This is a genomic window from Microbacterium phosphatis, from assembly GCF_049177115.1.
Taxonomy (GTDB): domain Bacteria; phylum Actinomycetota; class Actinomycetes; order Actinomycetales; family Microbacteriaceae; genus Microbacterium; species Microbacterium phosphatis.
This window is the reverse complement of the sequence record NZ_CP185370.1, coordinates 284,355-301,956: the sequence shown is the minus strand read 5'-3', so window position 1 is coordinate 301,956 and position 17,602 is coordinate 284,355. Positions and strand designations below refer to the sequence as shown.

Genomic DNA, 17,602 nt, shown 5'->3' with positions numbered 1-17,602 from the left:
GGATCTGGGACGTCTGCGCGGTGCTCTCGAGAGTGGTGTCGGTCATCTCAGGCCTCCTCTCCGAACGATGCCTCGTAGTCGGCGAGCCACTGACGCTGCTCGTCCATCAGCGGGTGGGGATCCGAGTACACGTGCGCGAACATGCTCTCGGGCGTGGGGGCCTGGAGCTGGGTGGTGCGCGTGCGGACATCGGCGGCGAGCTCGGCCGCCTCGGCGTCGACCTGCGCGAAGAACTCCTCGGACGCGCCGCGCCCCTCCAGGAAGGCGCGCATCCGGGTGATCGGGTCGCGGGCGATCCAGGACTGCTCCTCGTCGCTCGTGCGGTACTTCGTCGGGTCGTCGCTCGTCGTGTGCGCGCCCATCCGGTACGTCACGGCCTCGATCGCCCGCGGGCCGAGACCCGAGCGGGCCTCGTCGAGCGCGACCTTCGAGACGGCGTAGCTGGCCAGCACGTCGTTGCCGTCGACGCGGATGCTCGGCATGCCGTAGCCCGCGGCGCGGTCGGCCAGCGGCACCCGCGACTGGGTGGCGACGGGGACCGAGATGGCCCAGTGGTTGTTCTGCAGGAAGAAGACCTGCGGGGTCTGGTAGCTCGCGGCGAACACCATCGCCTCGTGCACGTCGCCCTGGCTGGACGCGCCGTCGCCGTAGTAGACGATGACCGCCTCGTCCTTCTCGGGGTCGCCCGTGCCGCTGCGCCCGTCGAACGCCATGCCCATCGCGTAGCCGGTCGAGTGCAGCGTCTGCGAACCGAGCACCAGCGTGTAGATGTGGGTGTTGCCGTTCTTGGGGTCGGTGGGATCCCAGCCGCCGTGGCTGACGCCGCGCATCAGCTTGATGATGTCGACGGGATCGACACCGCGGATCGTGCAGACGACGTGCTCGCGGTACGAGGGGAACAGGTGATCCTGCGGGCGGGCGGCGCGCGCCGATCCCACCTGCGCGGCCTCCTGGCCCTGCGACGGCGGCCACAGGGCCAGCTGGCCCTGGCGCTGCAGCAGCGTCGCCTGACGGTCGAACGCGCGCACGCCGACCATGTCGCGGTAGAACTGCTCGAGCTCGGCGTCGCTCAGCGCGTCGATCAGCGGCAGGTAGCGCTCGGCCGTCTCCGACGGAGCGATGGTGCCGTCAGCCGCGAGGATGCGGACGGTCGGGTCGATCTCAGATTCCGAGGTCACCCGTCCACGCTATCCGCGGGTCCCCATCGGATCGACAGAACACTCGGGACAACGGATTCGCGGATCCCCTGGACGATCCCCACAGTCGCATGTGCCGCCGGGGATATGGCTCAGCGCAGCGAGGCGCCGATCTCGATCACCGGAGCGATCGATTCGGGCTCGCCCACGCTGATCCGCACGCCCTCGGGGAAGGGCCGCACGATGATGCCGCGGGCGTCGTAGGCCGCCGCGATGGCGGCCGAGTCGAGCTCGGGGGTCGCGGGCAGCCAGACGAAGTTGCCCTGCGCGTCCGGCACGTCCCAGCCGCTCGCGCGGAGCCCGTCGACGAGCGCGGCGCGGCGCGCGACAAGCTCGTCGACGCGAGCGTCGAGCTCATCCTGCTGCCCGAGGCTCGCGACCGCGGCGGCGACGGCCGTGGCCGTGACCGACAGCGGCGTGATCGTGCTGCGGGCGGCGTCGAGCAGGCGCGGATGGCCGATGGCGTATCCCACGCGCAGCGCCGCCAGGCCGTACGCCTTCGAGAAGGTGCGCAGGACGACCACGTTCGCGTGCGCCTCGAAGACCCGCTCCCCCAGCCCGTCGACGGCCTCGGCGTCGCGCACGAACTCGGCGTAGGCCTCGTCGAGCAGGATCAGCACGTCGGACGGCACCTTCGCGACGAAGCCGGCGAACTCGGCGCGGGTGATGACCGGCCCGGTGGGGTTGTTCGGGGTGCAGAGCAGGATCACCCGGGTGCGCGGGGTGACGGCCTCGGCCATCGCGTCGAGATCGTGGCGGCCGTCGGCGCGGTTGGGAACCTGCACGGTCGACGCGCCCGCGATGAGGGCCAGGCCCGGGTAGGCCTCGAACGAGCGCCACGAGAAGAGCACCTCGTCGCCGACGGTCGCCGCGGCCTGGATGAAGGCCTGCAGCAGCGCGACGCTGCCCGCGCCGATCAGCACGGCCTCGGGGTCGACGCCGTATCGCTCGCCGAGCGCCTCGCGCAGGCTCGCCGCGGTGGCGTCGGGGTAGCGGTTGAACGCGTCGGCGCGCGTGGTGGCCTCGAGCACACCCGGCAGCACGCCGAAGGGGTTCTCGTTGCTCGACAGCTTGAACCCGTTCGGATCCGCGGGACGGCCCTGTTTGTACGGCGGCAGGGCGGCGATCTCGGGGCGGATACGCGGGAGCTGGGTCATGAGAACACTCTAGATACGAGGCAGGCCGCCTCATTCCCCACCCGCTCGTCGAGCGAGGGAGGAACGACCGAGTCGAGACGCCCCGAGCCTCCGCACAGGCTGGGGCGTCGCGCCTCGCGGGTCAGCGACCGCCGGTGGCGCCCTTGTCGACGGCCTCCCAGAGGCCGTTGAGGTAGCTCGCGCCCAGGGCGCGGTCGAAGAGGCCGTAGCCCGGGCGACCGGTCTCGCCCCAGATCATGCGGCCGTGGTCCGGGCGGATGAAGCCGTCGAAGCCCGACTCGTGGAAGGTGCGCACGATGTCGAAGAGGTCGAGCGACCCCTCGGACGACAGGTGCGCCGACTCGAAGAAGCGGCCATCGTCCTGCCAGCGGATGTTGCGGATGTGCGCGAAGGGCACCCGGCCCTCGCCCGCGAACTCCTTGACGATGTCGACGACGCTGTTGGCCGGGTTGGCGCCGAGGCTTCCCGTGCACAGCGTCAGGCCGTTGTTCTTCGAATCGACGGCGTCCACGATCCAGCGCAGGTCGTCGCGGTTCGAGACGATGCGGGGCAGGCCGAAGAGGGGGTGGGGCGGGTCGTCCGGGTGGATCGCCATCGAGATGCCGACCTCCTCGCACACCGGCATGATGCCCTCGAGGAAGTACTTGAGGTTCTGGCGCAGGACGTCGGCGTCGACCCCGTCGTACTTCGCGAACAGGGTCTTCAGGTCGGCGAGGCGCTCGGGCTCCCAGCCGGGCAGCGAGAGGCCGGAGGTCTCGCTCGCGTACTGCTCCAGAAGCGACTCGGGCGTGATGGCCTCCGAGATCGACCGGTCGTACTGCATGGTCTTCGAGCCGTCGGGCAGCTCGTACCAGAGGTCGGTGCGGAGCCAGTCGAAGACCGGCATGAAGTTGTAGCAGATCACCGAGATGTCGACCTCGGCGAGGTTCCGCAGCGTCTGGCGGTAGTTGTCGATGTACCGGTCGCGCGAGGGCAGGCCGATCTTGATGTCGTCGTGGATGTTGACCGACTCGATGATCTCGAGCGTCAGGCCCGCGTCGTGCACCTGCTTCTTCAGCGCGGCGATCTTGTCGGCCGGCCACACCTCGCCCACGGGGACGTCGTAGAGCGCGCCGACGACGTCGCGGACGCCGGGGATCTGGCGGATGTGCTCGAGCGGGATCGGGTCGTCCTGGGGGCCGAACCAGCGGAAGGACATTCTCATAAACGGCTCCTTACGAGTGAGCGAGGGCATAGAGGCCCGCGCGGACGGCGCCTGGCCCATGGACAAGGGTGCTGAGGTGGGCGATCACGGTGCGGGCGACGCCCGCCTCGACGAGGTCGACGCCGAAGATCGAGGCGTCCGACAGCAGCGCGCGCGCCGCGGTCGCGGTGCGGGGCTCGCCGAAGCGCACGCCCGCGAGTCGCTCGTCCAGCTGCTCCAGCAGCGGGTCGGGGCTGCGCTCGAAGGGCTGGCCCTGATCGTCGATCGCGAGCAGGTACCGGATCCACGCGGCGATCGCGAACGGGATCCAGGTGAGCGACTCGGCCGTTCCCTCCGCCGCGTGCCGGCGGATCGTCTCGCCGAAGCGGATCCCCACCTTCTGCGACGTGTCGGCCGCGATCCGCTGCGGGGAGTCCGGGAGGCCCGGGTTGGGCAGGCGCCTGGTGATGACCTCGCGGAGGAAGGCCGCCGGATCCATGCCCGCGGGGGCGTCCACAACGGGCAGGCCCTCGATCGCGCCGACGCCCACGACGAGCCGGCGCAGATCCGAGTCCTCCATCATCTGCGCGATGCGGGTGTAGCCGAGCAGGCAGCCCGTGACCGCGAGGGCGGTGTGCAGGGGGTTCAGGCAGGTGGCGACCTTCATGCGATCGGCGCGGCCGACCGTCTCCCTGTCGCCGAGCACCACGCCGCCGGTCTCGAAGGGCGGACGCCCGTTCGGGAAGTCGTCCTCGAGGACGAGGTAGCTCACGGCCTCGGTGTTCGAGAACGCGGCGAGCGCGCCACCGGAGCCGCGCTCGTGGATCTGCGCGTTCGCGAGGCCGAGGCCCGCCAGGGTCTCGCCCACGGCGGCGGACGGGGCCGGGGTGATCCGGTCGACCATCGTCGAGGGGTACGCGACCCGGTCGCCCGTGAGGTAGTCGGCGAACTCGGCCGGCGCCTGACCGGCGTCGATCCAGGCCTGAGCGACCTCTCGCAGGGCGGCGGCGAGGCGCTCGCCGTTCTCCGAGAAGTTGTCGGTGCTCACCAGCGCGAGGGGGGCGGCGCCCGCTCGGAAGCGGGCGAGCAGCAGCGACGCGAGCGCGGGGATGGCGCCGCGCACCCGCCCGGGCCCGGCGGCGACGTCCGCCTCGGGCGAAAGGTACCCCTTCTCGGTGACGGTGAGGGTCACCAGCTGCAGCGACGGGTTCTCGAACACCGCGGTGAGCCGCGCCCATCCGTCCTCCGCCTCGGGCCCGAGGTGCCAGCTCTCGGCGACCGATGCGATGATCTGCGGCTCGACGGATCCGTCCTCCCCCAGCACGGCGTTGACGAACAGGTCGTCGGTCGCGCGGGAGTTGTCGATGACCGCGGGGTCGCGGAGGTTCGCCAGGACGATCCCGGTGTCGTGGCCGGCGTCCAGCATGCGCTGCGCGACGACGGCGTGGAGGCTGCGGAAGAAGTTGCCCGCGCCGAGGTGCACCCAGCTCGGGCGCTCGGCCGTCGCGGCGCGCATCGCCCGCACGTCGTAGCGCGGCACGGCGAAGCCCCGCGCCTCGAACTCGGCGAGGCGGTCGAGCGCGGTGGCGTCGAGCGTCAGCGACACGCCGTCTCGCTCCGTGGGCTGCGTGGGATCCGTGCCGTTCATCGGGCACCCACCAGCGGCACGTCGAAGCGGAAATAGCGCACGGCGTTGTCGTGGAAGATGTCGCGCAGGATCGACGCGAGCGTCTCGTCGTTCGCGGGGAACTCGCCCGCCTCCACCCACTGCGCGACGATGTCGACCACGATCCGGCGGAAGTACTCGTGGCGCGGGTACGACAGGAACGAGCGCGAGTCGGTGACCATGCCGACGGCGGCGGGCAGGAACCCCACCTCCGCGAACGTGCGGATCTGCGCGGCCATGCCCGCGATGGTGTCGTTGAACCACCAGGCGTTGCCGAGCTGCACCTTCGCGGCGATCCCGGATCCGGGGAAGCACGTGGCGAGCACCGCGAGCTGCTTGTTCTGGCCCTCGTCGACGGTGAACAGCAGCGTGCGGGGCAGGGCGTCGGCGTCCTCGAGCTCGCCGAGGAAGTGGCGCAGGGCCTCGATCGGGCGATCCTCGCCGATGGCGTCGAAACCGGTGTCGTGGCCGATCGTGCGCATCAGGCGCGGGTTCGCATCGCGCAGGGCGTTGAGGTGCAGCTCCATCACCCAGTCGCGGGCGTGGTAGAGCTTCGCGAGGCGGCGCATCAGCGCCCAGCGGAAGTCGTCGGCGTCGTCGGCGGTGAGCGTCTCGCCCGCGAGGCGGCGGGTCAGGATCGCGTCGGCCTCGGCGTCCGTGGTCGGGCGCTTCGGGAAGACCTCGAGCGACTGGTCCGACACCGTGCAGCCGCGCTCGTCGAAGTAGGCGATGCGCTGCTCGATGGCCGCGACGAGGCTCTCGAAGTCGGTGATCGCGCCGCCGGTGAGCGCGGCGAGGCGCTCGACATAGGGGGCGAACGCGTCGCGCTCGATGCGCAGCACGCCATCGGGGCGGAACCCCGGCACCACAAGCGTGTCGAAGTCGTGTGCCGCGGCGAGCGCCGCGTGATGCTCGAGGGCGTCGAGCGGATCGTCCGTGGTGCAGATGACCTCGACGCCGCTGGCGGCGACCAGCCCGCGTGCGCTGAACTCGGGCCGTTGCAGCTGGGCGTTGGCGCGGTCGTAGATGTCGCGCGCGCTGCCGGCGTCGAGCACGTCGTCGATGCCGAAGTACCGCTGCAGCTCGAGGTGGGCCCAGTGCTGCACGGGGTTGCCGATGGCGCGGCCGACGACGCCCGCGAAGGCCTCGAACCTCTCGAAGTCGCCCGCGTCGCCCGTGATCAGGCGCTCGTCGACACCCGCGCCGCGCATCAGCCGCCACTTGTAGTGGTCGGCGCCGAGCCAGGCCTCGGTGATCGTCGCGAAGCGACGGTCCTCCGCCAGCTCCTGGGCGCTGAGGTGGCAGTGATAGTCCACGACCGGGACGTCGCCCGCGAGCGCGAACAGGCGCTTCGCGGTCTCGGAGCCGAGCAGGAAGTCCGGCCCGAGGAACGGACGGTGCGCCGTTCCGGGGGTCGCGGGAGCCGTGTCGAGCGTCATCGTCGATCGCCGCCTTCGCCGTGTCGGGATCCGTCCGAGTTTCGTCAGGCGGACCACAGGTTCGTTTTCGGATCCCACGGTACTCGATCCGGCCGGGTGCGCTCGATTTGCGCGCGCGAAAGAGCGCCGCATACCCTTTGTCCGCACGGCAGACCATGGTTCCGCCGTGCGGAACTGGGCAAGGACGCCTGTCTGTGCGCGGCCCGAGGAAGGATCCCCACCACATGAACTCCCGCACTGTCACGACTCCGAAGGCGGAGCGCGACTACTCGACCGGCCGGGTCTACACGGCCAAGCCCATCACGATCGTCCGCAGCATGGGCTACGGCGTGGTCGACCTCATGGGTGGCGGATGGAACACCATCGTCGGCGGCCTCATGCTGTTCTTCTTCACGACCTACGGCAACGTGTCGGTCGTCGAGGGCGGCGCGATCCTCGCCATCGCGCGCATCGTCGACGCGATCGTGAGCCTCCTGATCGGCCCCCTCACCGACAACTTCTTCCGCACGAAGCTCGGGCGCAAGTTCGGCCGCCGGCACTTCTTCCTGCTGATCGGCGCGCCGGCCGTGCTGGTCACGTTCCCGCTGCTGTGGATCGCCGGCCAGGGCTTCTGGTACTACCTGGTCGTCTACCTCGTGATCGAGGTCGTGATGGCGATGATCCTCATCCCGTGGGAGACCCTCCCCAACGAGATGAGCGCCGACTACGTCGACCGCACCAAGCTCTCGGCCACGCGCATGTTCTTCTCGGCCACCGGCACGTTCCTGGTGTTCGCCCTGCCCGCCGCCATCAAGGGGATGGGCAACCCGAACGCCTACCTGATCGCCGGCTCGGCGATGGCCGTCCTCTTCGCCGCGGGAGTGACGATCGCGTACTTCACCACCTGGGAGCGCAAGCTCACCCCCGAGTTCCTCGCCGAGCTCGAGGCGCAGCCGCGTCAGAGCATGTGGAAGAACCTGGCAGACACGCTGACCCAGGCCGGCTCGACGTTCCAGAATCTGACATTCGTGAAGCACCTGGTGATCTACCTCTGCTCATTCACGGCGAAGGACATCTTCTCGAGCGCGCTGACCTTCTTCATCGTCTACTCGCTCGCCGGATCCGAGACCTTCGGCCTCACGCTGCAGTCGCTGGCCATCGTCGGCCTGCCCGTGACGGTCGCCGCCGGCTTCCTGATGGTCAAGAAGGGGCCGCGGTTCCTCTACGCCACGTCGTACTCGATCATCGTCGCCGCGCTGCTCGCGCTCGGGGCGATCTACCTGATCAAGCCCGAGAACCCCATCGCGATCCTCATCATCGTGGGCATCGCGTACCAGGCAGGCCGCGCCCTGCTCGAGTTCACCCCGTGGAACGTCTATCCGTTCATCCCGGACGTCGACTACATGATGACCGGCCAGCACCGCGCCGGCATCTACGCCGCCGTGATGACCTTCGGCCGCAAGTCGACGGGCGCCATCGGATCGCTCATCGTCGGCGGAATCATCGAGGCGTCGGGCTACCTGAAGCCCGGCACCGAGGGCGGCACGCAGGTCGACCCCGCGTGCGTCGACGCCTGCATCCTCGTGCAGCCCGAGGGCGTCTCGGCCGCGATCGCCGCGGTGACCGTGTTCCTGCCGCTGGCGCTGATCGTCGCCGCGTTCGTTATGTCGCGCATCTTCCACCTCGACAAGCCGACCCACGCGATCCTGCTCGACGAGATCGCGCGCCTCGAGAACGGCGGCGCCAAGGCCGACGCCGATCCCGCGGTGGCCCGCCTGATGTCGAAGCTCGCCGGTCGCCGCTACGAGAAGCTGTGGCCCGTGGAGGCCGCCGTCCGCGCCGGCACCTGGCGCAAGCCCTCGGACGACTGACCCGTCCCGCCCCGGAGGGCCCCCGTCGCGTCGCGGCGGGGGCCCTCCGTGTGACCCCTCCGGGTCGGCCCGGCCCGGACGCGCCGAAGCCTCCCGCCGCGCGGGCCGCGGGAGGCTTCGGGCGAGACCGGTCAGCGCGAGACGGGATCGCCCCCGGCGATGAGCTCGGCGATGTCGCGCCGGGTAGGCATCATCTCCCAGTCGCCGTCGCCGCGGCAGGCGCAGGCGCCGGCGGCCGCTGCGGTGTCGAGGCGAGTGGCCAGGTCGGCCCCCGCGAGGCGCTCGGCCAGGTACGCGCCCACGAAGGCGTCGCCCGCACCGACCGTGTCGGCGACCTCCACGCGGTACGGCGGCTGCTCGTGCGCGACCCCGTCCGCGAGCGCGAAGGCGCCGTCGGCGCCCAGCTTGATGACGACCTCCCGCGCTCCCGCCGCGGCGATGCGCTCGGCGAGCTCGCGGGGGGTGCCGGGGCCGACCGCGAGGGCGGCCTCGTCGTCGCCGGCGAACACGATGTCGGCGAAGGCGAGCACCTCGCGGAAGGCATCGCCCGCGGCCTCGGTCGACCACAGCTTCGAGCGGTGGTTCAGGTCGAACGACACGATCGCGCCCGCGGCCCGGGCGGCGCGCGCCGCGGCGAGCACGGTGGCCGCCGACTGCGGGCTCAGGGCGAGCGCGATGCCGGTGAAGTGGAAGATCTCCGCCCCCTCGACGACACCGCTCGGGATGTCCTCCGGCGCGATCCGGCTGCCGGCGTTGCCGGCGCGGTAATAGACGACGCGGGTGCGGCCGATCGAGGGGCGATCCTTGACCATGAGCGCGGTGGGCGCATCCGGGTCGACGGTCGCGTGCACGGCGACGCCCTCGCCGCGGATGGCGCGGGTGATGCGACGCCCGAAGGCGTCGTCTCCCACCCGACCGATCCAGGTGGCGTGGGCGCCGAGGCGGGCGGCGGCGATGGCGACGTTGCTCTCGGCGCCGCCGAAGCTCACACCGGCGTCCGCGACGGCGTCGAAGCCGCCGATGCGCGACCCGTAGACGAGGGCGAGGCTCTCGCCGACGGTGACGAGCCCGCCGCTCACGTGCCGACCGTGGCTGCCAGCTCGACCGAGGCGCGCACGGCCGCGGCGACGGCGTCGGCGCCCTGGTCGAGCAGCGCGGCCGAGGTGAGCCAGCTGCCGCTGACCGCGGCGACCGCGGGGTGCGAGAGGTGCTCGACGAGGGTGGCCTGGGACACGCCGCCCGAGGGCATAAACGTCATGTCGGTGAAGGCGGCGCTCAGCGCGTCGATCAGCTTCAGCCCGCCGAGCGCGTTGGCCGGGAAGAGCTTCACCGAGCGCAGCCCGGCCTGGCGGGCCCGCAGCACCTCGGTCGCGGTGGCGACGCCGGGCACGATGGGCACGCCGCGGCGCTGCGCGACGGCGACGATGTCGTCGGCGAAGCCGGGCGTGACGAGGAAGGCGGCGCCCGCATCGATCGCCGCCTCGGCCTGCGCGCCGTCGAGCACGGTGCCGGCCCCGACGATCAGGTCGCCGGCGGCGGCCAGCTCGGCCAGGGCCGTGGCGGCGTAGGTGTTGCGCAGCCCGATCTCGACGATCGGAAGGCCGCCGGCGAGAAGGCCGGCTCGCAGCGCCTCGGTCTGCGCGGGGTTCGCGGGGGCGGCGAGCGGGACGAGTCGCTGCCCCTCGAGGACGCTCCGCTGCGGGAGTTCGGTCATGCGGGACCTCCGTGGTTCCGGTGAGAAGGGCCGAGCAGAGTTCCGTCCAGCGAAACCCGGTTCTATAATCCAGTATAGAGAAGCGCGGTCGTCGACGACCATGCGGGGAGAGGGCGACGATGACGGACATGACCGGGGCGCTGAGCGCGAGCGAGAAGACGCTGAACGTGCTCGGCGCGGCGCTGGAGCACTCGCGCTTCACCGACATCGTGGCGGCGTCCGGCCTCGCGAAGGCGACCGTGCACCGGATCCTCGCCACCCTCGTCGCGAACGACTTCATCGCGGGCGACGGCGAGCGCGGCTACCGCGCCGGCCCCGGCCTGCTGTCGCTCGCCGGCCGCGCCCTGGCCTCGGTCGACATCGCGCAGATCGCGCGCCCGATCGTCGACCGCCTGGTGGCCGAGGTCGACTGCACCGTGCACGTCGGCGTCGCCACCGACAGCGAGATCGTGTACCTCATCCGCCGTGACGCCTCGAAGCCCTACCAGATGAAGTCGCGCGTCGGGCATGCGATGCCGATGCACTGCACCGGCATGGGCAAGGTCGTGATGGCCTCCTGGCCCGCCGCGCGTGTGGCCGAGCTGGCCGACCGCGTGGGCCTGCCGGCGCGCACCGACGCGACCATCACCACCCTCGAGGGGCTGAACAGCGAGCTCGAGCGGGTGCGCGCGCGCGGCTTCGCCACCGACCTCGGCGAGAACGAGCTCGGCACCGTCTGCGTCTCGGCCGGGATCCGCGATCACTCGGGCGCCGTCACCCACGGGCTCTCGGTGTCGTCCATCGCGCTGGAGCACCCCGGGACCTCGATCGAGCAGTTCGCCGACGCCGCGATCGCCGCGGCCGATGAGATCTCGCGGCTGGTGGGGGCACCGGCCTGACGAGGCACCTCCCGCTCGTCTGCCGGCGCGAGCCCGGCCGACGCTCGAAGGTTCGATCCGCTTCTGAGATGATCTGCGCATGCGCTTCATCGTCCGCGTCCTCGTGAACGCCTTCGCCATCTGGGTCGTGACGCTGATCCCGGCCCTGCAGGTGTCCGTCACGCCCTTCGCCCCCGGCGGCGACCTGCAGCTCGTCCTCACGCTCCTGCTGGTGAGCGCCATCTTCGCGCTGGTGAACACGATCATCGGCACGGTCATCAAGATCGTGGCGTTCCCCCTCTACATCCTCACCCTCGGTCTCATCTCGCTGGTCATCAACGGCTTCCTGCTGTGGCTGACCGCGGTGATCACGGGCGCGTGGTCGTGGGGCCTCACGGTGGGCGATTTCTGGTGGGGCGTGGTCGCGGCGCTGCTGATCAGCATCATCAACTGGGTGTTCGGCGTGATCCTGCGCCCGCAGGAGAAGAAGCGCCGCTGAGTCATCCGTCGCCCCGCGGCACGCGGCTGGCGTTCCAGGTCGACGTGCGCATGCTGTCGGCCTCGGCGAGATGCGCGAACACGTCGCGCACGCCCTCCAACCGCGGGTCGGCGGAGGCGTCGGCCTCCGCGGCGAGCGCGAGGTAGTTCTCGAGCAGGTGCGGCTCCATCGGGGCCAGCGGATCGGGACCGGGGTCGAAGGTGTCGGTGATGACGACGCTGCCCGCGGCGCCGGCCGGCCCCGGCACGCCCGCGCCGGTGAGGGCCGCCACCGGGTCGTCGGTGTAGGCCAGGTTCACGTGCAGGGTGTCGTCGAGCAGCGCCTGCTGAGGCGTCGCGTACGAGACCGCGGTGTCGACCTGCAGGTCGCCCTCGGAGGCGATCCGCTCGATGATCATGGCGCCCTGCGAGTGCCCGAAGGCGTGGACCGGCTCCCCCGGATCGACGCCCGCCTCTTCCAGCGCCTGCACCACCCCGCGGTACGCCTCGCTCTCGACCTCGCCCAGATAGATGTCGGCGTTCGACTCCATGTCGGCGGTGTCGTGACCCTCCTCCGGGCCGGGGATCACGTTCCAGTCGCCGTCCTGCAGCATCTCGCGGGTGCCCTGCACGTAGACCGCGTGCTCCTGGTGGCCGTCGTCGAAGGTGTAGGTCTCGACGCGGGCCAGGTCGTCCGGCCCTCCGGGGATGCGCCGGGCCGCCCCGGCGAGACCGGTCGGCGCCCCCTTCGCCGAGGCCCGTGGCCTCTCCCCCTCGACCGCGATCTCCTGCGGGTTCGGATCGGCGCCGAGTTTCGCGCCGCGGGCCACAACGCCGCGGCCGCGGGCGACGAGGGCCGTGTACGCGCCGGCCGCCAGGAGGCCAGGGGGCGGCAGGGCCCCGGCCACCCCGCTCGCGGCCGTCGACGGGAACAGCGCGGAGATCACCCAGCGCAGATCCGGGATCGCCGCGAGGTTCTCGAGCACGTCGTCCAGGGCATGGCCCTCCCGCTCGGCGCGCAGCAGTCGCCCGTCGGCGATCGGGTCGGCCCCGGAGCCCGCGTACTGCGCCGCCAGCCGGTCGAGGTCGGCCAGGGCCGCCGCCCCCTCCGCGCTACCTCGCCCCTGGGTGTCGAGGATCCATCCGGCCTCGGCGGCCTCGTAGACGTCGGCGCCGTAGCGCAGCGAGCCGGCCAGCCCGTGCACCTCGCTGTGCAGCGCCGAGATGCGATGACCGAGTCCGCGGGCCTGCGCCTGCCACGCCTCGGCCTCGGCGCCGTAGGCCTGGAACGCCGCGGCGGCCAGGTCCTCGGCCACCCGGTCGGCGCGCCCCGCGGCCGCTCGCAGCGACTCGGGGTCGACCTGGATCAGGAAGCCCTGCCCGATGTCGACCATCAGCGCCCCTCCTCTTCCGCGGGCGCCGGATCCACCGGCCGCAGCTCGTGCGCCTCGAGCCACGCGGAGGCCGAGTCGCACTCATCGATGAGCACGCACGCCTCGCGCCGCTGCGTGTCGATCCGCTCGCGGAACAGGCGCGCGGCGGGCGACTCCCACGCGACCTCGGACGCGAGCGCTGCGAGCGCGGGCGCGGCCTGCTCGAGGTGCCAGCGGGCCCGCGCCAGGAAGCCGCGGGCGACCGCGGTGGGCGAGTACGGGTCGGACGTCATGCCACGACCCTCGCGACCCGGGCCCGCCGCGGGGGCCGGATCCGGCGAACCGGGAGAACTCCGGCCCGAAACGGGCGTGGGGACGACTCCCCCACCTCACGCGGGTCCCATGGTGGCGGGCAGAATGAGCACATGGCCGACCCCCACCTCGACCGCGCTCCCTTCCGCGTGGTCTTCGTCTGCACGGGCAACATCTGCCGCTCCCCGATGGCGGAGGTGGTCTTCCGCGACCTCGCCGAGCGCGCGGGCCTCGGCGGCGCGGTCGTCTCCAGCAGCTCGGGGACGGGCGACTGGCACGTCGGCGAGCGCGCCGACGTCCGCACGATCGAGGCGCTCGCGCGGCGCGGATACGACGGGTCGGCGCACCGCGCGAAGCAGTTCACCCCCACCGCGTTCGACGCCAACGACCTCGTGATCGCGCTCGACCGCACCCACGAGCGCATCCTGCGCCACTGGGCCCAGCACGACGATCACCGCGACCGGATCGCCCTGCTCACCTCGTTCGATCCGACCGCGACCGGGCCCGATGTGGCCGACCCCTACTACGGGGACGCCCGGGCCTTCGATGACGCGCTCGGTATGATCGAGAGCGCCAGCCGAGCGCTGTTCCAGCAGCTCGAACCGGCGATCCGTCCGCCTCGATCCGGAGGTCTCGCGTGACCGCGCTTCCCGTTCAGCCCCTCAGCCCCCTCGATGGCCGTTACCAGGCCACGGTCTCGCCGCTCGGCGAGCACCTCTCGGAGGCGGGCCTGAACCGGGCCCGCGTCGAGGTCGAGATCGAGTGGCTCATCACCCTCACCAACAACTCGCTCTTCGGCACCACGCCGCTCTCGCAGGACGAGAAGCAGAAGCTGCGGGCCGTCTACCTCACCTTCGGGCAGGCCGAGATCGACTGGCTGGCCGACAAGGAGGCGGTGACCCGCCACGACGTCAAGGCCGTCGAATACCTCGTGCGCGATCGCCTCTCCGCCCTGGGGCTCGACCGCATCGCCGAGCTGACCCACTTCGGCTGCACGAGCGAGGACGTCAACTCGGCGTCGTACGCGCTCACCGTCAAGCGCGCCGTCACCCAGGTGTGGCTGCCGAAGTTCCGCGCCGTGATCGCGAAGCTGCGCGAGCTCGCCCTCGCGCACGCCGACGCCCCCATGCTGTCGCGCACGCACGGCCAGCCCGCCACGCCCACCACCATGGGCAAGGAGATCGGCGTCTTCGTGTGGCGCCTCGAGCGTGTGCTCGAGCAGATCGAGCGCGTCGAGTACCTCGCGAAGTTCTCGGGCGCGACCGGCACCTGGTCGGCGCACCTCGCCGCCGCCCCGAACGTGGCCTGGCCGACGGTCGCGCGCGAGTTCATCGAGTCGATGGACCTGACGTTCAACCCGCTCACGACGCAGATCGAGTCGCACGACTGGCAGGTCGAGCTGTACGACCGCGTCCGTCACGCGGGCGGGATCCTGCACAACCTCGCGACCGACATCTGGACGTACATCTCGCTCGGCTACTTCGCGCAGATCCCCGTCGCGGGTGCGACCGGATCGTCGACGATGCCGCACAAGATCAACCCGATCCGCTTCGAGAACGCCGAGGCGAACCTCGAGCTGTCGGCCGCCCTGCTGGCCTCGCTCGGCCAGACGCTGGTCACCTCGCGCCTGCAGCGCGACCTGACCGACTCGACGACGCAGCGCAACATCGGCGTCGCGTTCGGGCACTCGATCCTGGCGCTGGACAACCTCACGCGCGGTCTCGGCGAGATCTCGCTGTCGCGCGATGTGCTGCTGGCCGACCTCGACACCAACTGGGAGGTGCTCGGCGAGGCCATCCAGACGGTGGTGCGCGCCGAGGTCACCGCCGGCCGCTCGACGATCGAGGACCCGTACGCGCTCCTCAAGGAGCTCACGCGCGGCCGCCGTGTCGGCGCCGCCGACCTCGCCGAATTCGTCCAGGGGCTCGAGATCGGCGAGGAGGCCAAGCAGCGCCTCCTCGCGCTGACTCCCGCGACCTACACGGGCCTCGCCGAGCAGCTCACCCGCTCGAAGCTCTGACCCGCGGGCGTCCGCCCCGGGCCCGCCCCGGGTCGGACGCGGATCGCCCGGTCAGAGGATCGCGGCGAGCGCGGGATGCAGGTGGCGGGTGCGGAGGGCGGAGGCCGCCTGCCTCGCGGCCGCCGCGAGCGCGGCGTCCACCCCCGCTCCGCCGAGGGTCGCGGCGAGGAACCCGGCCATGAAGGCATCGCCGGCGCCGTTCGTGTCGACGACGTCGGCGGGCGCCGCCGGCACGGTGTGGCGGGTGCCGTCGGCCTCCAACGCGACGGCGCCCTCCGCGCCGAGGGTGCAGATCGCGAGCCGGGGGCCGCGGTCGAGGCACGAGCGCAGCAGCGCCCAGGGGTCGTCCGTGGCGTCGGCGTTGAGGAAGACGACCTCGGCCGCGCGCACGAACGGCTCGTGGAAGGCGGACTCGCCGTCGTAGTCGTGCAGGTCGATCCACAGCGGCGTGGTGCCGCGGGACGGATGTCCGATGACGCCGAGCCCCAGCGCCGCCAGGTCGACCACGGCCACCTCCGCCTCGGCGATCGCGGACGCGGTGGCCGCGATGTCGGCGGCATCCGGATCCGTCGGCGACGCGACGTAGAGCGAGACCCGCCCGCCGGCCTCGGTCATGAGGTTCACGTGCTGCTCGGTGCGATCGGAGGGCAGCGCGTCGACGGCCACGCCCGCGGCCTCGAGCGCCGAGCGGATCCGCGCGCCGTCATCGTCGGGACCGAGCGGCGTCCGCAGGCGCAGATCGACCCCGAGCCCGGCCAGGTGCAGCGCCTTGCCCGCGGACGTGCCGCCGATCGTCCACCACGCGTCGCGGGCGAACTGCATGTGCGGCACGGGGTCGGGCAGACGGTCGAGCACGATCAGGTGGTTCCAGGACGCCGGGCCGACGATCACAACGCGAGGGGGCACGCCCTCATCCAAGCCGATCCCCGGCCACCACCGCACCCGCGCCGTGGACGTGCGAGCGCGACTCGAACCCCATGCCGACGCGGGTGCCGGCGACGATGTCGGCCACGTTCGCGCGGAAGTTCGGGCAGGTCGCGATGTCGTGGGCGCGGCACTCCAGCGCGTGGCGGGCCATCGCGCGCGATCGCTCGAGCGCCGCGATCTGGTCGTCGATGTCGGCGAGGTGGCGCTCGAGGATGCCGTGGCGCCCCGCCGATCCGGAGTCCACGAGCGCCCGGATCTGGTCGAGGCTCATGCCCGCGGCCTTGCTCGCCACGATCACCGCCACGCGATAGGCGTCCGCCTCGCCGTAACGACGCCGCCCGGCGCCGTCCCGCTGCGGGTCCAGCAGCCCCTCGCTCTCCCAGTGCCGCAGCACGTGCGTGGCGAGGCCGAATCGCTCGGCCAGATCGCCGATGCTCCAGAGACTTGACTTCATGTTGACATGAAGTCACAGACTCGTTCCCGGCGCAACCGCAGAGCGCCGGAGAGAGGGTGGACATGTACGAGGTCGCGATCATCGGAGGAGGCCCCGCGGGCCTGCAGGCGGCGCTCACGCTGGGGCGGATGCATCGTCGCGCCGTGCTGCTCGACAGCGGGCGCTACCGCAATGCGCCGGTGCGGCACATGCAGAACCTCGTGGGATTCGACGGGCGCGACCCTGCCGAGCTGCGCGAGGCGGCACGCCGCGACCTCGCCGCCTACGACTCGGTCGAGACCCTCGCCGGCGAGGTGGTGCGGGTCGACGGTGCGCTCGGCGCCTTCACGCTCACGCTCGCCGACGGCGGCAGGATCGACACGGCCCGCGTGATCCTGGCCACGGGGGTCGCCGACACGCTTCCGGAGATCCCGGGGCTCGCCGCCCTGTTCGGCACGGCAGCCGCCCACTGCCCGTTCTGTCACGGCCACGAGTTCGCCGGCACGCGGGTGGGGCTCATCGGCATGGGCGCGCACGCGACCCGGATGGCGGCGATGCTGCGCCCGATCGCGGCCGAGCTCGTGGTGCTCGCGCACGGTGAGCCCGTCGATCCTGAGGTCGGGGATCAGCTGTCGCGCCTGGGCGCCACGATCCGAGCCGAGCGGATCGCCTCGGTCGCGCCGGCGGGCGACGGCGCGCTGGTGACGTTCGAGGACGGATCGACCCTGGACGTGGGCGGGATCCTCACGGCCACGGCCTGGCGGCAGGCGGCTCCGTTCGCCGAGCAGCTGGGCGTGGCGATCGGCCCGGCGGGCGCGATCGAGGTCGACGCGCTTGGCCGCACGAGCGTTCCCGGGGTCGCGGCCGCCGGTGATGCCGCCGTCGGGCCCGGGCTGCCCGGGCCCATGCACGCCGTCGGCCTGTCGATCGCGGCGGGCCTCACGGCGGCCGCGGCGACGGTCCAGGACCTCGTGAGCGAGGAGCTCGGCGCCTGAGGG

General features: G+C 72.0%; 17 protein-coding genes. 6 read left to right on the top strand and 11 right to left on the bottom strand.

Going from position 1 to position 17,602, the window contains the following annotated elements; genetic code table 11:
• Positions 1-47: 47 nt before the first annotated feature.
• From pdhA to uxaC, 5 genes are all read right to left on the bottom strand, one after another.
• Entirely contained in the window at positions 48-1,178 is a 1,131-nt protein-coding gene (pdhA, locus tag ACOKGD_RS01405) for a pyruvate dehydrogenase (acetyl-transferring) E1 component subunit alpha (protein WP_342336293.1), read from the bottom strand.
• Between the two features lie 110 nt (positions 1,179-1,288).
• Positions 1,289-2,353: a histidinol-phosphate transaminase gene (locus ACOKGD_RS01400; RefSeq protein ID WP_342336292.1), complete on the bottom strand. Its 1,065-nt coding sequence runs from the start codon at positions 2,351-2,353 to the stop codon at positions 1,289-1,291.
• 121 nt (positions 2,354-2,474) lie between these two features.
• A complete protein-coding gene (uxuA, locus tag ACOKGD_RS01395; protein WP_342336291.1) occupies positions 2,475-3,557 on the bottom strand; it encodes a mannonate dehydratase in 1,083 nt (360 codons plus the stop codon).
• Between the two features lie 10 nt (positions 3,558-3,567).
• Positions 3,568-5,184: a mannitol dehydrogenase family protein gene (locus ACOKGD_RS01390; RefSeq protein WP_342336289.1), complete on the bottom strand. Its 1,617-nt coding sequence runs from the start codon at positions 5,182-5,184 to the stop codon at positions 3,568-3,570.
• On the bottom strand, positions 5,181-6,641 hold the full coding sequence (gene uxaC / locus ACOKGD_RS01385) for a glucuronate isomerase (protein WP_342336288.1): 1,461 nt from the start codon (positions 6,639-6,641) through the stop codon (positions 5,181-5,183). Before uxaC ends, ACOKGD_RS01390 begins: the two co-directional genes overlap by 4 nt.
• Before the next feature lie 224 nt (positions 6,642-6,865).
• Here uxaC and ACOKGD_RS01380 point away from each other — a divergent pair, with 224 nt between their 5' ends.
• Complete coding sequence (locus ACOKGD_RS01380; protein ID WP_342336286.1) at positions 6,866-8,491, top strand: MFS transporter; 1,626 nt, start codon at positions 6,866-6,868, stop codon at positions 8,489-8,491.
• Between the two features lie 131 nt (positions 8,492-8,622).
• Here the strand turns inward: ACOKGD_RS01380 and ACOKGD_RS01375 are convergent, their stop codons facing one another.
• Both ACOKGD_RS01375 and ACOKGD_RS01370 read right to left on the bottom strand, forming a co-directional pair.
• Positions 8,623-9,570 carry a sugar kinase gene (locus tag ACOKGD_RS01375; protein WP_342336284.1) on the bottom strand — a complete coding sequence of 316 codons (948 nt, stop codon included), beginning with the start codon at positions 9,568-9,570 and terminating at the stop codon, positions 8,623-8,625.
• Positions 9,567-10,205: a bifunctional 4-hydroxy-2-oxoglutarate aldolase/2-dehydro-3-deoxy-phosphogluconate aldolase gene (locus tag ACOKGD_RS01370; RefSeq protein WP_342336282.1), complete on the bottom strand. Its 639-nt coding sequence runs from the start codon at positions 10,203-10,205 to the stop codon at positions 9,567-9,569. Before ACOKGD_RS01370 ends, ACOKGD_RS01375 begins: the two co-directional genes overlap by 4 nt.
• A 119-nt stretch (positions 10,206-10,324) precedes the next feature.
• On the opposite strand from ACOKGD_RS01370, the gene ACOKGD_RS01365 reads away from it, so the two are divergent.
• Together ACOKGD_RS01365 and ACOKGD_RS01360 are read left to right on the top strand one after the other, a co-directional pair.
• The gene (locus tag ACOKGD_RS01365; RefSeq protein ID WP_342336281.1) at positions 10,325-11,083 is read left to right on the top strand and encodes an IclR family transcriptional regulator; all 759 of its coding nucleotides are present in this window, start codon (positions 10,325-10,327) and stop codon (positions 11,081-11,083) included.
• 79 nt (positions 11,084-11,162) lie between these two features.
• The gene (locus ACOKGD_RS01360) at positions 11,163-11,561 is read left to right on the top strand and encodes a phage holin family protein (protein ID WP_342336279.1); all 399 of its coding nucleotides are present in this window, start codon (positions 11,163-11,165) and stop codon (positions 11,559-11,561) included.
• A 1-nt stretch (position 11,562) separates the two neighbouring features.
• Here ACOKGD_RS01360 and ACOKGD_RS01355 read toward each other — a convergent pair whose 3' ends face one another.
• Both ACOKGD_RS01355 and ACOKGD_RS01350 read right to left on the bottom strand, forming a co-directional pair.
• Complete coding sequence (locus tag ACOKGD_RS01355) at positions 11,563-12,933, bottom strand: hypothetical protein (RefSeq protein ID WP_342336278.1); 1,371 nt, start codon at positions 12,931-12,933, stop codon at positions 11,563-11,565.
• Positions 12,933-13,205: a hypothetical protein gene (locus ACOKGD_RS01350; protein ID WP_342336277.1), complete on the bottom strand. Its 273-nt coding sequence runs from the start codon at positions 13,203-13,205 to the stop codon at positions 12,933-12,935. The genes ACOKGD_RS01355 and ACOKGD_RS01350 overlap by 1 nt, the downstream gene beginning before the upstream one ends.
• Before the next feature lie 132 nt (positions 13,206-13,337).
• Between ACOKGD_RS01350 and ACOKGD_RS01345 the strand changes: the two genes are divergently transcribed.
• Both ACOKGD_RS01345 and purB read left to right on the top strand, forming a co-directional pair.
• Positions 13,338-13,865, top strand: coding sequence for a low molecular weight protein-tyrosine-phosphatase (locus ACOKGD_RS01345; RefSeq protein WP_342336276.1), 528 nt, complete (start codon positions 13,338-13,340; stop codon positions 13,863-13,865).
• Complete coding sequence (purB, locus tag ACOKGD_RS01340; RefSeq protein ID WP_342336275.1) at positions 13,862-15,244, top strand: adenylosuccinate lyase; 1,383 nt, start codon at positions 13,862-13,864, stop codon at positions 15,242-15,244. The genes ACOKGD_RS01345 and purB overlap by 4 nt, the downstream gene beginning before the upstream one ends.
• Before the next feature lie 51 nt (positions 15,245-15,295).
• Here the strand turns inward: purB and ACOKGD_RS01335 are convergent, their stop codons facing one another.
• Complete coding sequence (locus ACOKGD_RS01335) at positions 15,296-16,150, bottom strand: carbohydrate kinase family protein (RefSeq protein WP_342336273.1); 855 nt, start codon at positions 16,148-16,150, stop codon at positions 15,296-15,298.
• A 4-nt stretch (positions 16,151-16,154) separates the two neighbouring features.
• Positions 16,155-16,625, bottom strand: coding sequence for a helix-turn-helix domain-containing protein (locus ACOKGD_RS01330; RefSeq protein WP_342336272.1), 471 nt, complete (start codon positions 16,623-16,625; stop codon positions 16,155-16,157).
• Positions 16,626-16,687: 62 nt separating this feature from the next.
• Between ACOKGD_RS01330 and ACOKGD_RS01325 the strand changes: the two genes are divergently transcribed.
• Positions 16,688-17,599 (top strand): NAD(P)/FAD-dependent oxidoreductase, encoded by a 912-nt coding sequence (locus tag ACOKGD_RS01325; protein WP_342336271.1) that lies wholly within the window; start codon positions 16,688-16,690, stop codon positions 17,597-17,599.
• Positions 17,600-17,602: the final 3 nt, after the last annotated feature.